The sequence below is a fragment of the Mycobacterium shottsii genome, assembly GCF_010728525.1.
Classification (GTDB): Bacteria; Actinomycetota; Actinomycetes; order Mycobacteriales; family Mycobacteriaceae; genus Mycobacterium; species Mycobacterium marinum.
In genome coordinates, this window is record NZ_AP022572.1 from 2,561,249 (window position 1) to 2,579,137 (window position 17,889).

Annotated in this window: 11 protein-coding genes, 1 tRNA gene and 2 pseudogenes; 3 read left to right on the forward strand and 11 right to left on the reverse strand. The window is 65.1% G+C overall.

Annotated elements, in window-relative coordinates; translation table 11 throughout:
- Window positions 1–21 precede the first annotated feature (21 nt).
- The 4 genes and pseudogenes from G6N41_RS12020 to G6N41_RS12035 form a co-directional block, all read right to left on the reverse strand.
- Window positions 22–1,623 carry a SulP family inorganic anion transporter gene (locus G6N41_RS12020; RefSeq protein ID WP_231608941.1) on the reverse strand — a complete coding sequence of 534 codons (1,602 nt, stop codon included), beginning with the start codon at window positions 1,621–1,623 and terminating at the stop codon, window positions 22–24.
- Between the two features lie 291 nt (window positions 1,624–1,914).
- On the reverse strand, window positions 1,915–3,468 hold the full coding sequence (locus G6N41_RS12025) for a SulP family inorganic anion transporter (protein WP_198967470.1): 1,554 nt from the start codon (window positions 3,466–3,468) through the stop codon (window positions 1,915–1,917).
- Window positions 3,469–3,715: 247 nt separating this feature from the next.
- A pseudogene (locus G6N41_RS12030) lies at window positions 3,716–4,587 on the reverse strand (IS5 family transposase).
- A 46-nt stretch (window positions 4,588–4,633) separates the two neighbouring features.
- Window positions 4,634–5,659: an NAD(P)H-dependent glycerol-3-phosphate dehydrogenase gene (locus G6N41_RS12035; protein ID WP_198967471.1), complete on the reverse strand. Its 1,026-nt coding sequence runs from the start codon at window positions 5,657–5,659 to the stop codon at window positions 4,634–4,636.
- A 458-nt stretch (window positions 5,660–6,117) separates the two neighbouring features.
- Between G6N41_RS12035 and G6N41_RS12040 the strand changes: the two genes are divergently transcribed.
- Window positions 6,118–7,308 carry a trypsin-like peptidase domain-containing protein gene (locus G6N41_RS12040; protein WP_231608942.1) on the forward strand — a complete coding sequence of 397 codons (1,191 nt, stop codon included), beginning with the start codon at window positions 6,118–6,120 and terminating at the stop codon, window positions 7,306–7,308.
- Window positions 7,309–7,336: 28 nt separating this feature from the next.
- Here the strand turns inward: G6N41_RS12040 and G6N41_RS12045 are convergent, their stop codons facing one another.
- Window positions 7,337–8,845, reverse strand: coding sequence for a flavin-containing monooxygenase (locus G6N41_RS12045; RefSeq protein WP_198967472.1), 1,509 nt, complete (start codon window positions 8,843–8,845; stop codon window positions 7,337–7,339).
- Window positions 8,846–9,068: 223 nt separating this feature from the next.
- Here G6N41_RS12045 and G6N41_RS12050 point away from each other — a divergent pair, with 223 nt between their 5' ends.
- Window positions 9,069–9,212, forward strand: a complete 144-nt coding sequence (locus G6N41_RS12050; protein WP_198968101.1) for a hypothetical protein — start codon at window positions 9,069–9,071, stop codon at window positions 9,210–9,212.
- A gap of 83 nt (window positions 9,213–9,295) precedes the next feature.
- Here the strand turns inward: G6N41_RS12050 and G6N41_RS12055 are convergent.
- The 3 genes and pseudogenes from G6N41_RS12055 to G6N41_RS12065 all read right to left on the reverse strand — a co-directional run bounded on the left by G6N41_RS12055 (window position 9,296) and on the right by G6N41_RS12065 (window position 13,857).
- Window positions 9,296–12,580, reverse strand: a pseudogene (locus tag G6N41_RS12055) (type 2 lanthipeptide synthetase LanM family protein).
- A gap of 148 nt (window positions 12,581–12,728) precedes the next feature.
- The gene (locus G6N41_RS12060) at window positions 12,729–13,265 is read right to left on the reverse strand and encodes a GNAT family N-acetyltransferase (protein ID WP_198967473.1); all 537 of its coding nucleotides are present in this window, start codon (window positions 13,263–13,265) and stop codon (window positions 12,729–12,731) included.
- A 100-nt stretch (window positions 13,266–13,365) separates the two neighbouring features.
- The gene (locus tag G6N41_RS12065) at window positions 13,366–13,857 is read right to left on the reverse strand and encodes a YajQ family cyclic di-GMP-binding protein (RefSeq protein WP_020731845.1); all 492 of its coding nucleotides are present in this window, start codon (window positions 13,855–13,857) and stop codon (window positions 13,366–13,368) included.
- A 66-nt stretch (window positions 13,858–13,923) separates the two neighbouring features.
- Between G6N41_RS12065 and G6N41_RS12070 the strand changes: the two genes are divergently transcribed.
- Window positions 13,924–14,009 (forward strand) — tRNA-Tyr (locus G6N41_RS12070).
- A gap of 40 nt (window positions 14,010–14,049) precedes the next feature.
- Here G6N41_RS12070 and G6N41_RS12075 read toward each other — a convergent pair.
- The 3 genes from G6N41_RS12075 to G6N41_RS12085 are packed head-to-tail and all read right to left on the reverse strand — an operon-like array spanning window position 14,050 to window position 17,767.
- Window positions 14,050–16,437 carry an ABC transporter permease gene (locus tag G6N41_RS12075; RefSeq protein ID WP_198967474.1) on the reverse strand — a complete coding sequence of 796 codons (2,388 nt, stop codon included), beginning with the start codon at window positions 16,435–16,437 and terminating at the stop codon, window positions 14,050–14,052.
- Window positions 16,431–17,165, reverse strand: coding sequence for an ABC transporter ATP-binding protein (locus G6N41_RS12080; protein ID WP_198967475.1), 735 nt, complete (start codon window positions 17,163–17,165; stop codon window positions 16,431–16,433). Before G6N41_RS12080 ends, G6N41_RS12075 begins: the two co-directional genes overlap by 7 nt.
- Entirely contained in the window at window positions 17,162–17,767 is a 606-nt protein-coding gene (locus G6N41_RS12085; RefSeq protein WP_198967476.1) for a TetR/AcrR family transcriptional regulator, read from the reverse strand. Before G6N41_RS12085 ends, G6N41_RS12080 begins: the two co-directional genes overlap by 4 nt.
- Window positions 17,768–17,889: the final 122 nt, after the last annotated feature.

Genomic DNA, 17,889 nt, shown 5'->3' on the forward strand with positions numbered 1-17,889 from the left:
TGGTCTTCGGCCGGACGGCCGTCAGGCGGCGGCTTCGGACTTTTCGTCGTGGACCAACTGCGTGCCATCGTTAGCGAAATGACCCCTGCGCAGGGCGCCATCGATGCGAACCTTCCCGCCGGTGGCGTGATGGCGCCGCTGCCAGTCGGTGATCGCCTGGTGCGCGGCGTGGTCGAGGTAGTTGACCGCGATATGAAGAGTGACCGTCGCGCTGCCAGGCACCGAGGCCAGCACCCGGGTCAGTCGGGGTAAGGACAGGAAGGTGCAGGCGCCCTCGACGACCACCCGCCATTCGCCGTCGATTTGGTGCGCTTCGACCTTGGCGCGCAGCACTCGCCATCCCGTCATCGCGATGGCCAGGGCCAGCCCGATCATCACGCCGTGCAGCAGATTCAGGAAGACCACTGCGACAATCGTCACCAGGTAGATGGCGAAGTCGCCGGTCTTGACCGCGGTTTCGATGTGTGCGGGCTGCAGTAGCTGAATACCGATGACGATCAGCAGCCCCGCGAGCGCAGCGCTGGGGATTCGTTCGATCAAACCCGCAAAGGGGAGTGCGAACAGCAGGATCCAGAACCCATGCAAGATTGTCGACGCCCGAGTTTTGGCACCCGCCTTGATGTTTGCCGCGCTGCGGACGATGACACCGGCGATGGGGAGGCCGCCGATTGCCCCCGACACGACGTTGGATGCGCCCTGACCGATCAATTCACGGTTGAGTTCGGTGGTTGGGCCGCTGTGCATTCTGTCGGTTGCCACCGCTGTCAACAGGCTCTGGACGCTGGTGATGAGCGTGACGGTGATGATGCCGATCACGATGGCGCCCCAGTTTCCGTGTGGAATTGCGGGCAGCTGCAGTGCATCCACGACCGAGCCCTCGAGAGTGATGCGGGACACATGGAACGGAAACACCACCGAGACAACGGTTACCACCACGATGGCGACCAGCGGGCCGGGAACGGGAGCCACCTTGGCCGGAGCCCAGCGCCAAGCGACCATGATCGCGATGACCAGCAGCCCCAGGATCACTCCGGGCCGGTGCGCGCCGACAATCTGTGCGGGCAGCTCGACCACGTTGGCCCAGGCCGTGCTATGTGATTCGCCACCGAGCAACACGTGCGTCTGTTGCAGCGCGATGGTGATCCCGATACCGGCCAGCATGGCGTGCACCACCACTGGCGAGATCGCAAGGGCGGCTCGCGCGACGCGGCTGAATCCCAGTGCGATCTGCATCAGCCCGGCGACCGCCGTGATGAAACAAGTGATTCCCCATCCGAATTCGGCGATGAGGTCGGCGACCACGACTGTAAGGCCGGCGGCGGGCCCGCTGACCTGCAGCGGAGATCCCCCCAGTGCGCCACCGATGATCCCTCCCACCACGGCCGCGATCAACCCGGCGAGCACCGGAGCATCCGAGGCAATGGCGATGCCCAACGACAACGGCAGTGCTACCAGGAAAACAACCAGCGAGGCTGGCAAGTTGTGCCTGATGACTGATCGCACCCGGTCGGGGCGCGATATCTGCGATACCCGCGACAAACGCGATGTTGTTTGGGGTTCCGGGGTGCCCGGGTGCTGGGCGTGATCAAGACCTTGTTTATCGAGCTGTTCGATGTGTGGCATCGGCCGATCCCCTCGTTGGGCCTTAGCGGGGGATGTTGCGATATCCCGCCCCACGTGCTGTAACGGACTCGTAACGTGTTCGCGCACTAGCAAATACGAATGGCCGAACTCCGCCGAACTTCATTGTGTCAGTCTGCTACGCGTCCGATCATCCGAGGCTATTGAGCGGGCCAAGCGACGGCAACCTGGTTCGCCCGCTGCATAGCGAATACAAATGTTCAGCGTGACCGGGCGCCAAGTCCAAGTGTGATGCGAACCAGACCGGCCGGCGATGGTCCGGCGAATCCTTCGCTAAGCGGGAGTCTCAGTGCCTGCATTCTCGACCAAGTCGTCCATCGCCCGGCGAGCGCGGTGTCCGGTATGGACGCCACCGTGGATGTGAACCGACCCTCCAGTCGAAAGTTGTCGCTGCTGCCAGTCGGCAATCGCTTGATGCGCGGCATGATCGAGGTAGATGACCGACATTGTCACGGTAACCGTCTTGCCCGCGGGGATGGACGCGAGTACGTGGGTCAGCCGGGGCACGGACAGGAAGGTGCATGTCCCAGCGACGATCACGTGCCATTCGTCGCCCGAGGGCTCGGCGTGGATCCTGAACCACATCACCCGCCACGCGGTCAGCGCGATGGCCAAGGCGAGTCCGATCAGCACGCCCTGCATGAGATTGAGGAACACGACGCCGACGATGGTCACCACATAGACGGCCAGATCACCATTGCGCATGGCGGTTTCGATATGGGCAGGCTGCAGCAGCCTGATGCCGACGAAAACCAGCATGCCGGCAAGTGCGGCGGTGGGGATCTGTTGGATCAACCCCGGGAAGAACAGCGTGAAGACGAGGATCCACACACTGTGCATGACTGTCGAGGCGCGGCTCTTGGCGCCCGCCTGGACATTGGCCGAACTACGGACGATTGCGGCGGCGATGGGGAGACCACCGACCATACCGGATATTATGTTTGCCACACCTTGTCCGGCCAGTTCGCGGTTGAAGTTGGTGGGTGTGCCGGGGTGCAATCTGTCAATCGACACGGCTGCCAGCAGGCTCTCGATGCTGGCAATGAAAGGGACGGTGACCACGCTCATCGCGATGGCGCTCCACTTGCCATCGGGTAGGGCCGGCAGCTGCAACGCATCCAGGGGCGATCCCGTGAGCGTGATCCGGCTCAGGTCGAACGGGAACACCAACGAGATGACGGTTTCGGTCACGATGGCCACCAGCGGCCCCGGAACGGCAGCCACTTTGGCCGGGGCCCAGCGCCACGCGACCATGATGCCGATTACCAACACGCCCAGGAACACTCCCGGTTTATGCGCCTCGACGATTTGTTCCGGTAGCTCAACAACGTTTTCCCAGGATGTGGTGTGGGACTCCCCGCCCAGCAACACGTGCGTTTGCTGAAGTGCGATCGTGATTCCGATGCCGGCCAGCATCGCGTGTACGACGACAGGCGAGATCGCCAGTACCGCTCGCGCAATGCGGATGAGTCGGAAAGCGAGCTGCAGGACACCTGCGACGACCGTGATGAAACACGTTTCCCGCCAACCAAATTGGGCGACGAGGCCGACCGTGACCACCATCATCCCATTCGCGGGACCGCTGACCGCCAGTGGTGCTCCGCCTATGAGTCCAACCACGATCCCCCCGATCACCGCCGAGATCAGGCCGGAGAGCACCGGTGCGCCCGAAGCGATGGCGATTCCCACCGATAGCGGTAGCGCGATCAGAAAAACCACAATCGACGCGGGCACGTCGTACCGGAGGACCGAGCGCAGTTGCTGAGTTCGCGACACCGGCGCGCCGTCGTCTTGGGCTTGCTTGCCAAGTCGTTTGATGGACGGCATCAATCATTCCCTCGTCGGTCAGTGCGGGGGGACGGTTGGACAGTCAGCTCCGCGTCATCCGGGTCACCCACCCGTAGGGCCTCCGACGAAACGGGAGCGTCGTTAGTTGGCACTGCTTTCGTATCGGCAGTATGCAAGCGGCCAAACCAGGGTCAACCTCACATGCGGCGCGCATACCAAACGCAGATCTCCCAGCGCGCCGGCTAGCCGGCTGTGCGGAAACCCCAACCGGGCTAGGTCCTGTCTGCTAATTGCGGACGCGGTGGTAGGTGATGATGGCGGCCAGGGTGACACCGCCGAGGTAGGTCAGGGCGTATTTGTCGTAGCGGGTGGCGACCGCGCGCCAGTGTTTGAGCCGGTTGAAGCTTCGCTCGACGGTGTTGCGGTGCTTGTAGATTCGGCCTGAGAACCCCGGAGGCCGTCCTCTGTTGCGGCCTTTGGCTTTGCGGCGGGTGATCTGGTCGCTGCGCTCGGGGATGGTATGGGCGATCTTGAGCCGGCGCAGCTGTGCCCGCGTCGAGTCATGGGAGTACGCCTTGTCCGCCAGCAGGCGAAACGGGGCGTATGAGTTGCTGCACCGGGCGGCCAGCAATGGCCAAAGCATCGGATTATCACCGGCTTGACCGGCCGACAGTGCCAGGGTGACCGGACTGCACAGCTGGTCGGTCAAGGCGTGGATCTTGGTAGTCAGCCCGCCGCGGGAACGCCCAATGGCGTGGTCATCGGGCTCATCGAGATATTTCTTGTAATTCGACAGATCCCCCTGTGCGGCGCCCGGGGCGCTCCGGCTGCGTGTTGGTGGGCGCGCACACTGGTCGAATCGACCGACAACAGTGCGCCCAGGTCGGCGTCCTCGGCGTCGAGGTCAGAGGCGATCGCCGCGAAGATCCGCGCGTAGATGCCATCGACCGACCAGCGTAGATGCCTCTCGGCCACCGATTGCCAGGGACCGAAGTGCTCGGGCAGGTCACACCACGGAGATCCCGTACGGTCACGCCAGATAATGCCCTCCAGAGTACGTCGATGATCGTTCCACGGCCGGCCACGCCGCCGCCCCGCAGGCAACACCGCCACGATCAGCGACCACAAATCATCAGAAATCGCATGCGTCCGCATCACCCAAACAGCATCAGCCAAAACACCATTCACATTAAGCAGACACGCCCTAGAACCCGGCCCCGTACACCTCATGTCCGGGTACTTCGGCGGCCAGCCCGTGGTAGGCCTGTTCGACGGTCGATCCGTGATTGATCACGGCGTCGACCTCGCGGGCGATCGGCATGGGCAGCCCGAACTCATTGGCGAATTCCATGATGACGCTGGCCGCCTTGACCCCCTCGGCGACCTGGTTCATCGAGGCGATGATCTCATCGATCGGTTTGCCGGCGCCCAATTGTTCACCAACGTGGTGGTTGCGGCTGCGCTGGCTGGTGCAGGTGACGATGAGGTCGCCCAGGCCGGCCAGTCCGGGGAAGGTTTCGGTGTCACCGCCCATCGCCACACCGAGCTTGGTCATCTCGCGCAGTGAGCGGGCGATGACCAGGGCGCGGGTGTTCTCGCCGATGCCCAGCGAGTAGCCCATGCCGACGGCGATGGCGAACACGTTCTTGAGCGCACCCGCCATCTCGACTCCGATGACGTCATCGGTGGTGTAGACGCGGAACCGTCGGGTGCGAAACAGCGCGGACAGTTGGGTGGCCAGATGCTGGTCGGGCATGGCCAGCACCGCGGCGGCCGCGTACCCTTCGGCCACCTCGCGTGCGATGTTCGGCCCGGCCAGGATGCCTGCCGGATGGCCGGGCAAGATCTCCTCGATAATCTGCGACATCCGCTTGTTGGTGCCCTGTTCGAGCCCTTTGACCAGCGATACCACCGGCACCCACGGGCGCAATTCCTTGCTCAGCTCGGTCAGTACACCCCGGAAGCCGTGCGAGGGCACGCCCATGACGACGACGTCGGCACAGTTGGCGGCCTCGGAGAAGTCGGTGGTCGCGCGCAGCGTTTCGCTGAGCACGACGTCGTTTCCGAGGTAGCGGCTGTTGCGGTGGTTGTCGTTGATGTCCTTTGCGGTCGCTTCCGAACGCACCCATTGCAGCGTCGGCCCCCGCCGTGCGCAGATCGATGCAACCGTGGTTCCCCAGGAACCGCCACCGAGGACAACGACGTTGGGTTCGCGCGTAGCAGGTGCCATGGCACCCAGCGTATTGCCGAGGCTCGACATTGAGAAGCAGCCAGTGTCAGGTCGCCAAAGTCGAAACCAATGACCACCCAGCATGGGACTTCGGTCCCTACCGTCTGACACCGTCGAGGCCCGATGGTGGAGATCAAAGGATGCCTACCAGGAGGAGTCATGGTCAGCCGCGCGCGCCCGGCAAGGTTTGGGTCCGGGCCTGTTGGCGGCCGGATATTTGCGCTGCTGGCGGTGACCGCGCTGCTCGTGGCCGGCTCGCCGGGCAGCGCGTACGCCGATGACGGTCGGCCACAGGCCAACCCGGAGGAAAGGGCCGCGGCGCTGATCCGGCCGGCGGTCATGTACATCGTGATCGGAGCCTATGGCTGGGTGCGGCTGCCCACCGCCAGCGGCTCTCCCACTACGGCGACAACCCGACCAAGCCGTTCACCGCGGGCTGGGGTTGCACCGCGTTCGCCGTGAACCCCGACGGCTGGCTGGCGACCGCCGGGCACTGCGTTGATCCGCAAAGTGCCAGGGACCTGATTTTCGAGCACGCGGCGAGCGACTACGTGAGGCAATTCCCGGACTCGCCCGAGGCGCTGAATCCGGTTGGCGCGGTGCAGTGGCTTCGCAAGAACGCCAGGGTCGAGGGTGAAACCGCCGAGCAGGGGCCAGAAGTCAGCATCACGGTGCTGTACGGAAGCGGGGCAAAGGTGGCCGCGACGATGAACGCCGACGTCGTGGACTTCCGGCCGATCGACAAGGGTGACGTTGCGCTGCTGCGGGTGGACCGGCGCAACATGCCCTCCTCGGAGCTGACCACCGACGCCGACGTCAGCATCGGCACCCGGATTCTGGCGGTGGGATATCCGAAGAGCACCCAGGACATCACCGATCCCTCGCTTGACCCCACCTACAAGAGCGGCACGGTCAGCAAGAAATCACTTCGCCAGACCATTCCCGAATACGAGATCGATGCGCCGATCTCGGACGGCATGAGCGGCGGGCCGACCATCGAACTCAACGGCAAGGTGATCGGGCTGAACAGCTTCCGCCCGGCCAGCGAATCGCAGCCGTTCAACTTTGTCGCGCCGGTGGCCGGGCTGGCCGCATTGCTGGCCGCCAAGGGGGTCGTCCCCACCCTGGGCCCGGCCGATCTGTCCTATCGAAAGGGGCTCGACCTGTACTACTCGGGCCACTACACCGCGGCGATCAAAGAATTCGACACGGCGTTGTCGCTGTCACCGGATTTTCCCGGGTTGGTCGACCTGCGCACCAGCGCTGTCAACCTGCGTCAGCAGTACGGCGACGTTTCGGTGCTACGTGGCTCGAATCTGATGTGGTACATCGGCCTCGTCGTGGTGCTGGCGGTCGGCGGTGGCGTGACTTTCACGGTGTTGAGAAGTCGCCGGCAGCGCTCGGCGGTCTCTCCGGTGCCCGACTTTCAGCCGATCCCGCATGGGTGGTCACCGGTTGGCGGCGGTACCGAAGTCGCCGGTGAGCACGCGGCCGATGCCGGGGCTCCCGCCGAGCATCTGACGGCCGGTGAACCCCACTTCTGTGCGAACTGCGGGGCGCAGCATCATCGCACCGAAAAGTTCTGCCCCAACTGCGGTGAGCCGATCGTCATTGACGCATCCGCGCACGGAAAGCACGAGAAGCCCTGACGTCGCCGCGACTATCGGCTACCGGCGTTCAGCCCGCCAGGGGCGCGCGGTCGGCGGCGCGGCCGAACACCATGGCCTCGTCGATGCGGTCGAACCGGTAGTCGATGGCGTCGGCGAAATAGTTTTGCCGCACGTTCCAGGGCCGCTTGGTCCCCGATTTGGGCAGCGCGTGCAGCGACCGCAACACATAGCCGGCCTGAATGTCCCAGGACGGTTTTTCCGGCATCGCCTCGTTGCCGCGGTCCGGGTAGGCGTGCGTATAGCCGTTGGCGGCCATGTGCGCCAGCAACTTCGCCGTGGCCCGCGCGGTCATGTCGGCGCGCAGCGTCCACGATGCGTTGGTGTAGCCCACACACCAGAACAGGTTGGGCACCCCTTCGAGCATGTGCGCTTTGTAGACGAACCGGTCACAGGGGTTGATCTCGGTGGCGTCCAGACTGATCTGCACCCCGCCAAGTGCCTGCAACTGCAGGCCGGTGGCGGTGACGATGATGTCGGCATCAAGATGTCGGCCGGACTCGAGTGCGATGCCGGTGGCGTCGAAATGGTCGATGTGGTCGGTGACCACTTCGGCGCGCCCGCCGGCCACGGCGTTGTGCAGATCGGCATCGGGGATCAGGCACAGGCGCTGATCCCACGGGTTGTAGTTCGGCTTGAAGTGGGTGTCGACGTCATAGCCGGCGGGCAGGTTCTTGATCGCAATGCGCCGCAGCAGCCATTTGATGAAGCCCGGAAGCTTGCGGGCCAAGAACCAGAGCACCGCTTCCAGCAAGGCGTTGTATGTTCGGATCGTCAAATGAGAGGCCTTGCGGGGTAATATTTTACGCGCGATGGCAGCGAATTTGCTGTACCTGGAAGACGAGATGAGGTAGGTCGGTGAGCGCTGCAGCATGGTCACCTTGGCGGCCTGCTCCGCCATTGACGGGATCAGCGTGACCGCGGTAGCGCCGCTGCCGATCACCACGACCTTCTTGCCGGTGTAATCTAGGCCGGCCGGCCAGTGCTGTGGGTGCACCACGGTGCCGGTGAACCCCTCGATGCCGGGGAAATCGGGCGTGTAGCCCTGGTCGTAGTTGTAGTAGCCGCTGGCGAAGAACACGAACCGGCTGCGGCATTGCCTCTGCACGCCGTCCTGCTCGAAGCTGACCGTCCAGCTGTCGGTACCCGAATCCCAGTCGGCCGCCCGGACATAGCTGTTGAACTGGATATGGCCGTCGATGCCGTACTTGTGAGCGGTGTTGGCCAGGTACTCCCGGATGTGCTCGCCGTCGGCCACGCCTTCCCTGCGGGTCCATGTTTCGAACGGAAAGCTCAACGTGAAGATGCTGCTGTCGGAGCGCACGCCCGGATAGCGAAACAGGTCCCAGGTGCCGCCGATTCGCTCACGGCGTTCCAGGATGGTGTAGGTCAGTCCGGGGTTGCTCTCGAGCAGCCGGTAGGCCGCTCCGAGGCCGGAGATGCCGGCGCCGACGATGACGACGTCGAGCAAGCTCCGCTCGACCGGATTGCGTTGGGCTTCTTGGGGGGTCACGCTCATCGTGGACCTCGCTTGTTTCTGGGATGCGTCATCAGAGTAGACACCCACCGGTTGGTCGAGCCAGGGCAGTTCGGCACTAGTGCTGCGGCGGTTGTTGGACGGTGAAACCGGCGCCGAGCGTGGCATCCGGCCAGGGCGCCGCGGTTTGACGCATTGCGCAACCAGACTTGACAGAAACGTTTAGATCGGGAAACAATGCGAAACCATGATGACCACTCTTGCCATGGAACTGCCGGCCGTTGACAACATCCTTGACTGCCGCTTCACCGACGACATGATCGAGGCCGCCGCGGGAATGAACGGCCTGGGACCTTGTGTGGATCAAGCTTTGACCGCTCCCTGCCTGGGTTTTGAACGCCTCTCCTGAGCTGTCGGGCGCCTTGGCTGCGATCGCCTGAATATTGTTGAGGGCCTTGATGAATGGCCCGTCGCAATGCTGGTTGCCGGTGTCTATTCCCAGAGCGGCACATTGGGCAGGGCCGCGTCGATGCGACGTAGGGTGGTATAGCCTATGCCGGCGATTCCGCGAAACAGTCCCGGGTTGAATGCTTGGTCGCCGCTGTTCCATCGATAGTCGCCGCGTTGGGTCGCCGCGGACACGATGTCGCTCAGGTATCGTGCCGCAAGACCCCGAAGATCGCGTTGGTCCAAGGTCGTCGCGGCTTCACTGAGTAATTCGACGCTGCCTAGAGCGCCACCACAGAGCGTGTCCAATTGTTGCTCAGCTCAGCTTTGGCGGACCGAAGTCACGGCGTTGGCGATATCGGTCGACAGCGGCTGCGCCCAGCCGAGTCGTGCCAAGCCGATGCGCCCCAGGCCGATTCCGGGTGCGCCGTGGCACCACTGCGAGGGCCAGCCTTTCCTTCCGCCCACATCCAGTGCGGGCCAGCTGCCGCGCTGTGGGTCGTAGCTGGCGTTTTCAAATGCCAGGCATTCCGCTGCGTATCGGGCGAACTCCTCGTGACCGGTCGTTGTGGCCAATGACGCCAGGGCGTACGCGTAGCCCGCTGCACCGTGCGCCATGCCGTTCAGATCGCAAGAGCCGGGTACCTGTCGCTGCCAGGTGCGCCTTCTTTGTGAGCCGACGCGGGGTTGGCGCAACAGGTGCTCGCCACACCTGATCGCACGCGCGAGCACGTCCCCGGATCCGGTGTCTCGATAGACTCGGAGCAGCCCAAGGATCGCGCCGGCGCTACCCCCGACGACGTCGAGTTGCCGGTCGGTCTCGATCAGATCGTCGGTGATCAGCAGCGCCGCCGTGTGCGCATGGGCGAGCAATTCGTCGTCCTCGAGGCACTCCGCCATGACCGCCAATGCGTAGGCGATCGACCCCAAACCGGAGCCGCCGCTGATCCCCAGCGAGCGGGCCACACGTGGCGCGTTGCGGCCGGTCAGTTCGGTGCGCACGTGAGCGACCCCGGCCCGGGCCAGCTCGGCTGACCGCTCGCAGCCCGAGCTGGCCGCGTGTGCGGCCAAGAAGAGACCGATGCCGGACACGCCGTTGTACAGGCCGGCGCCCAGGCAGACGAGCTGGGCAGCCTCCGAATCGCCGGACCAGTCCAACCCGATCCAGGCTGCGCCCGCATCTCGGCGAATCGCATGAAGCGCCAATTCCCCGGCGATTCTGTCGGCCTCGGCGGAAAAGCCATCTTCGGCAGGTGGCCCGGCGCCACGGTCGGGCCCGGACGGCTGGTGTTCTGGTCCCGCCGTGCCCGGTGACCGCGCTTGTCCCGCATAGGTTTCCGTATTGTGCCGGATGACCGTGACTTGCCAGTCGATCTGTCGATCGTCGAGGTTGTGAATCCGCGCAGACGCGCGTTCCAGGCCTGACACCCCCTCGGAGGGGAACGAGACTCCAGCAAAATCATGCGCTTCGATGCCGTCGCTGGCCATCACAAAATTGGGGACGTTCAACGACAACAGTGCCGATCTCTCCGCCTGTAGGAGCGGCCAATGTGGATCGCTGTCTTGGTTCCAATCAGCCAGTCTGGCGACGAAGTCCGCTTGCGCCGACCAGACAACACCATCATGCATGGTGCGATGATCGGTGAGCTGCTGCAGCAACATGGTGTAGAACGTGGTCGGACGCGGCACCTTGCGCACCGGCAAGCCGGCAAACTCCTGGAACAAACCGCCGGCCCCGGCATCGGCGCGTTGTCGAACCAGGAAATTGGCGTAGGCCACGAAACCGGCAATGAAGGCGTCGACGTAGTCGCTGAACTTGGCGTAGTGCCCGTTGACGTGGGGTAAGTTCGGCATGCTCGTGGCGGGCTGTGCCGATTTGTTCGGCCGCATCGCGTCAGTGTTGACGTGATCCCATCGGATCGTCGGCGTGGTGTTTTTATTCGCGATCAACCCACCGACCGCGGAACGCCCGTTGGCGCCGGAGCGCCGATAGGACGGGATCAAGCCCACCGCCATCACCGAATCGGCGATGAGGTTGCATGCGGCTTGGTGGGCGCGGCTTTCCCGGTCACGGTCGTCGGGGTCCTTCGTGCTCGCCTGCAGGATCGTCTCGATGTCCAGCGGCATCGGGTAGTCGCCGTGTGCGATGAAGTTTTCGTGGTGCATGTCGGTGGCGGCCAGGCAGTGCAGCAGTGCCAGCCATGCTCCGGCGCGCCGGAAGTACAACTCGAGGCCTTCTTCGTCTGGGCACGATGCATGCTCGATGAACTCGCACCAGCCTTAGCCTTCGCGTCCGATCGTGCGGACCGCACGCAACGCCAGCGGGGGAGCGGCCCGGTTGAGCCTGCCGACCAGGGCGTGCAGGGCGCCATCCACCCGCAAGTCCTTCGGCTTGTAGACCACCCGCGCGCCGTTCTCGAACACGACGATCCGTACCGAGCGGCCGCCATTGTGGGGATCGGAGAGCCCGCCGTCGATTCCGGCCACCTCGGTTTCGGGGGCGCCCGCGAGCAGGTCAGCGCGGATGGACGGCAGATCGGCGGCCAGGCGTTCGATCAGCTCGCGCGTGGTGTCAATCCATTGGCGGGTGATCGTGGCGATCAGCCGCCACAGCACCGGTTTGGCTTCCAGCAGCCGCGCAAGGCCCGCTGCTTTCATCTCGGCGACAAACCGCTGATAGAGCGCGACTCCCGAGTCCGGTCTTGGCTGCGCGTGAGCATCGTCTGGGGTCGCGAGCTCGCGCACCGAGTCAAAGAGCGCATAGAGCGCCGGCGCGCACAGGTCGGACAGTTGTTGCAACAACGATCGCCGAATGCCTGCGCGTGCAGAATCGCTCAGTTGGGCCGTGGCGGCGGCGTCCGTGGTCGACCAGAGTCGGGCCTGCGCCTCGTCGACCAGCGGCAACAGCAGGGTGTCGAATTGGCAGGGGGTCGTGGACTCGTGCGAACCGGTTGTGGTGGCTTGGCCGGGGGAGTCGCACAACGACGCGCGGGACCACATTGCGTCATCCACCCACGCCGGCAGCGGCAAGGACCGAGTGTGCCGGGCATTGGCGAAACGTGCCAGCACGCTTGCGAAGTCCCAACCGTCGCGAGCCAATCGCGACTCGAACTGCGCCCAGTCACCGCTTGTGCTGGAACGACACCACGCGGCGAGGCGGCGCGCGGCGGCATCGGTGTCTGCCTTCCGGCCGGGCAGCGTCTCGAAACGCGTAGACAACAGTTCATCGATCGTCGCGGCATGGACAACCAGCCACTCGCGCAGCGCGTGGCGATCATGTCGCGCGGCTACCGAGCCGTCGACCCACTCATCCCCGACACCGTCACCCATCACCCATCTGTCCAACCATCGGACCCGCGCCCCGCATTCGCAGTACCCAAGCTACGACTTCGCTGCCCGTGGTAATGCCGAATCGCGCAACCTGTTGCGGGCGAGCCGTTTTCGCGGGGTGGCTAAGGGTTGAGATGCGGTGATGAAGCTATCTGAGCGTCCTTGCGAACCGAAAGGCGTCCTGCGGCTCCGCGCCGAGGTTGGGGAACACGCAGTAACGCTCTAGCCGGTCCTGCATGGACAAACCGTTGCGCTCCAGCGCTCGTGCCGCTCCGATGTTGTCAACGTGGCATGCGGCCCACACGCGATGCACGCTCGGATCCCGCTGTGCCTGTTCGATGAGCAAGCCCAGCACCTCGGACGTGACATGTTGCCCCCACCAGCGGCGGCCGAGGGAGATGCCCAGCTGAACCTCGGGGCCCTCCGGCCGGATCCAGGTGCAGAACCTGACCGGATCGCCGGTGCTGCGCCAGTTGATGATCCAACCGCGATTGTTGTCGTCCATGCACAGCTCGGTGATGAAGTGCCTGGTCTGCTCGACGTCGGAATGCGTGTTGCACGAAAGGTAGCGCATCACTTCGTCATCCGAGGTGACCTCGAAGAACACGACATCGGCGTCGGTGGGCCGCAAGGGGCGCAGGATCAGCCGCGGGCCGGTGAGGATTTCATCGTCGGCAGTCGTCATAGGGGCCCCCTAATGCGGACCTTCATAGCCTACGTGGCCAGCCAGTCAGCACTTCTACGACCCGGACGACCATGACCGCTTCGGGCGCCCGCAGGGAGTTCTATCGGTAGTTGACGAACTGCAGCGCAACGTCCAGGTCGGCCTGCTTGAGCATGGCGATGACGGTCTGTAGGTCGTCGCGCTTCTTGCTGGTGACGCGAATCTCCTCGCCCTGGATCTGGGTCTTGACGCCCTTGGGGCCCTCGTCGCGGACGAGCTTGGTGATCTTCTTGGCGTCGTCACCGCTGATGCCCTGCTTGATGGCGCCGGTGACCTTGTAGGTCTTGCCGGATGCCTGGGGCTCGCCGGCGTCAAAGGCCTTCATCGAGATGTCGCGGCGGATGAGCTTTTCCTTGAAGACGTCCACCGCGGCCTTGACCCGCTCCTCGGTGGACGAGGTCAGTTCCACGGCTTCGTCGCCCTTCCACGCGATCTTGGTGTCGGTGCCGCGGAAGTCGAATCGCGTGGCCAGCTCCTTGGCGGCCTGGTTGAGCGCGTTGTCGACTTCCTGGTGGTCGACCTTGCTGACGATGTCGAACGATGAGTCGGCCATGCGATAAGTCCCTTCTTTGGAGAGCCGTTTGTGCTCTGTCTACCCGGTCGTTGTACCCTGCTATGCGGCAGGTTGCCCGAGCGGCCAATGGGAGCGGACTGTAAATCCGTCGGCTTACGCCTACACAGGTTCGAATCCTGTACCTGCCACCAACTTGAGCACTGCGCGCGTGCCCGCTGCCCCCGGTGGATGTTATTGGGCCCGTTCGCGCACCACGCGCGCGATGTCGACATCGCGCACCATCCGCATGGCGGGTAGCTGCGAAATCGCGGCGGCGGCGAGCACGGCGACCGCCGCCAGCGCCAACGTCGACCACCCGAGGGCCAGCTGCATGTTGAACAGATCACTGTTGAAGGACTGCAGGAACAGCCACGCCGCCCCCGCGCCCGCGGCCAGCCCGAAGGGAAGTGCTGCCGCGGTGGCAAGCAGGTTCTCCAGGGTCAGCGTCGCGGTGAGCCGCGGTGTTGACACGCCGGCCGCGCGTAGGGTGGCCAACTCCGTGGTGCGTTCGGCCATGTTCACCGTCATCGTTACGTAGATCACCACGAAGGCCAGTGCCCCGCCCAGCGCCAGCATGACCCCGACGAACGCCCAGAACAACCCGAGGTAGCGGTTGACCGTGTTCTCGAGTGCGTGGGTGTCGGTGTAGGCGAGCACACCGGGCAGCGACGTGATGTCCGCGCGCAACCCGGCGCGGTCGACATCGGCGCCGAAGCGCAACAGGTACCCGTTGACCTCGCTGCCGGTGATCGCGGCAACCGTCGAGTTGGTGGCATAGAGCACCGTTCCCAGCGGTTCGTCGACCAGGCCGGCCAACTTGGCATGCTGTGGCGATCCCCCCGCGGGGATGACGATCAGATCGGAGCCGACCCGCACGTCGAGTTTGTCGGCCAGTTCTGCCCCGGCCAGCACACCGTTTTCGGACAGGGCCAACGTGCGCCCGTCGGTGCCCCGGAATCCGTGCATGGAGCTGTGTGGCACGAAACCGGTCAGCGTCGTCGCATAGGTGCGGCCGCCGGCGCGTACGGTCACCGCGACGGTGGTGCTGGGCTCGACCGCCGACACCCCGGGTAGGGCCGCCAATTGGCTCGCCAAGCCGCCGGGGTCCGCCGCGCTGGGCGCAACGAGCACCGAAGCGTCCTGCCGCTGCACCTCACCGAACTGGACGTCGAGCATGGCGCGCATGCTGGTCATCATCCCGACCGAGGCCAACACCAGGATCAACGCCAGCACCCCGCCCACCATGGTCGCGACGGTGCGCCCGCGGCTGCGGGTCAACGACCGCACGGCGAGTTGGATCACCGCGGGCAGCCGCCACCGCGCGGTCAGCCGGGTGAGTGGCCCCATCGCGGTGGCGAGCACTCGTTGGCCGCGCATGGCGTCAGCCGGCGCGGTGCGCGCCGCGGTGATGGCCGGCACCAGCACGGCGACCAGGCCGGTTGCCAGGCCGAGGGCGAAGCCCAGGACCGCGGTGGACACGTGGTGTCGGACCACCGTGTCGGGGACCCCGATGGCCGCGGTGCACAGGCCGGTGACCAGCGAGGTGACGCCCGCACCGAGAACGACGCCGAGCAGCGCGCCCATGGTGGCCACCGCGACGCCGTATCCCAGGTAGTGCCGGATGACCGTGGCCGGCCGGGCCCCCATGGCCAGCATCGCGCCCATGATGCGCCGCTCGGCCTGCACGACCCTGGTGACGACGACGTACTCGGCGATCGCGGCGGCGGTCAGGAAGAGCACCGGGAATCCCACCGCGAGTTCGGAGAAGCCATTGAGGTCTTCGTGCAGCGCCGCGTTGGAAGGTTGCTCGTGACGGGTCTGCACGTCCAAGGCGCCGCGGGACAGCAGTAGCCCGGCCACCCGGTCCCGATCGGCCGTGGTCGCGCCGGCGGCCATCTGGACCAGGGTCTGATTGGGCCCTGGCTGCCCGGTGAGCTGTGCGGCGAGCCGCGGTGGCGAGAACAGTACGGCGAAGGAATGTGGGTCGGGCAGGATGTCTTGACGACTACGCGCCGGCCACAAGTACTCGGGCGAGCGGGCCACCCCGGTGATCTCGACGGTGCGCCAACCGGAGCCGTTGTAGACATCGACGCGATCGCCCGGGCTCAGGTGAAATGACTCGGCTGCGTGTTTTTCGATCGCGACCTGTGCGGGGGCACCGGGATCGGGCGCGCGTCCGTCGACGATCTCCACGTCGTCGACCCCGTGGCCGCCGCCGGTCAACCCGACCACCCGACCGATCAGCTTGGTGCTGTCGATGTTCACCGGGCGGTCCCGCACCACGCGGGTCGCGACGTTCTCGACGCCGGCGAGCTCCCGCGCGGTGGAGGCCAGCTGGGTGGGGTCGTCTCCGTAGGCGGTGAGGTCGGCGAAATGCAGCCGGTCATAGGTGCGGTTGTAGGACGCCGTGAGGTTGCGGAACGAGTCATAACTGGCGATGAAGAGCAGCACCCCGAGCATCACGATGACCGCGATGGCCACCGATTGAGCGGGGCGCCGCTGCAGATCACGGACGGTCTTGCGGAGCAGGGTCCAGTTCGGCCGGGCTCGGGGCGGTTCGGTTGGCACCTCAGTCACCACCGCACGCTGCTTGCCTCGGCCGGTGCTGAGTTGCGACGCTGCTCGACGATCGCTCCGTCGCGCATCTCAATGATGCGGTCAGCGACATCGGCGGCCGCCCGGTTGTGGGTCACCATGATGACGCCTAGACCCGACCTGTTGGTCTGCTGCAGCAGTTCGAGCACGCGTCGGCCGGTGGCCACGTCGAGAGCCCCCATCGGCTTGTCGGCCAGCAGCAGGTCCGGGTCGGTGATCAGCGCACGCGCGATGGCCACCCGCTGTTGCTGGCCGCCGGAGAGCTGGCCGGGAAAACTGCCGGCCCGATCGGCCAGCCCGACCGCATCCAGCAATTCGGTCGCGCGGCGCCGATCACCTCGGCCGGTCAGCTCGACGATCACTTCGACGTTTTCCTTGGCGGTCAGCGTCGGGATCAGATTGAAGAACTGGAAGATGAACCCCACGTGGTCGCGGCGGAACTTGCTCAGTGCGCGCGGCCGGCACCCCGAAATATCTTGTCCAGCAACGCTAATAGAACCACTGTTGGCCTCCTCGATGCCGCCGATGACGTTGAGCAGGGTGGTCTTGCCCGACCCGCTTTCCCCGACTATCGCCACCAGTTCACCGGGTTCGATGTCCAGGTCGATGCCGCGCAGCGCGTGTACCGACGCTGCTGCGGTTCCGAAGGTCTTGTCGACGCCGTGCAGAGAAACCCCACCGCGCGGTGAGGTAGGCGCTTGCGCTCGTGTCATGGTGGCGTCCTCTCGTCGGTCTGGGCCGTCGGCAGTCCCGCCAGCCGGCGCAACGCCGGCCGGATGGCCAGGGTGCGCAATCGCGGGTCGATCACCCGATGCAGCACCAATCCGTCGATGGCCGCGAACATCAATGCCGCGGTCGCCTCGGGATCGATGGCGCCGCCCTGATCTGCGAGCCACTGACGCAGTGCGGATCGGTAGTCGCCGAGGATCTCCGCCAAGCCCATTCGCAGCCGCTCGTATCGTGTTGCTGCCAAGAGCATTTCGCCAAACACCAGGATCGCCGGGTTTTGGTTTCGATCATCGACGTCGTAGGACGAGACCGCGTCGATCAATCGGTCTATTCCCTGCGACGGTGAATCGCCGGCCAGTCCGTCCATCACCTGAGCGGCTTCCTCGCGCGCTGCCTGCAGTGCCGCATCGATCAGCAGGTCGTTCACCGATGCGAAATGATAGTGCACCAACCCCGGCGGAAGTCCGGCCCGTTCGGCCACCATCCGGGTGGTGGCCGCCCCCCAGCCTCGCTCGGCGATCACCGCTACCGCGGCGGCCATCAGCGCGGCCCGGGTTTGTGCACCTTGCTCGGCCGATGTTGGCATGCGACTACCTCAATTTGGACGATCACATTGGGCGTTTGACCAAATTGTACGCCGCGCGGAAGCGGGTCGCGAGGGTCAAAGTGGCTTGAACGTCGTTCGGCGCCGCTTCGGGCGCCGCCGAG

Bases quoted from the DNA above. Each gene is read 5' to 3' on its own strand.
- G6N41_RS12020 (WP_231608941.1), bottom strand. From the start codon at position 1,623: ATGCCACACATCGAACAGCTCGATAAACAAGGTCTTGATCACGCCCAG.
- G6N41_RS12025 (WP_198967470.1), bottom strand. From the start codon at position 3,468: ATGCCGTCCATCAAACGACTTGGCAAGCAAGCCCAAGACGACGGCGCG.
- G6N41_RS12035 (WP_198967471.1), bottom strand. From the start codon at position 5,659: ATGGCACCTGCTACGCGCGAACCCAACGTCGTTGTCCTCGGTGGCGGT.
- G6N41_RS12045 (WP_198967472.1), bottom strand. From the start codon at position 8,845: ATGAGCGTGACCCCCCAAGAAGCCCAACGCAATCCGGTCGAGCGGAGC.
- G6N41_RS12050 (WP_198968101.1), top strand. From the start codon at position 9,069: ATGGAACTGCCGGCCGTTGACAACATCCTTGACTGCCGCTTCACCGAC.
- G6N41_RS12060 (WP_198967473.1), bottom strand. From the start codon at position 13,265: ATGACGACTGCCGACGATGAAATCCTCACCGGCCCGCGGCTGATCCTG.
- G6N41_RS12065 (WP_020731845.1), bottom strand. From the start codon at position 13,857: ATGGCCGACTCATCGTTCGACATCGTCAGCAAGGTCGACCACCAGGAA.
- G6N41_RS12080 (WP_198967475.1), bottom strand. From the start codon at position 17,165: ATGACACGAGCGCAAGCGCCTACCTCACCGCGCGGTGGGGTTTCTCTG.
- G6N41_RS12085 (WP_198967476.1), bottom strand. From the start codon at position 17,767: ATGCCAACATCGGCCGAGCAAGGTGCACAAACCCGGGCCGCGCTGATG.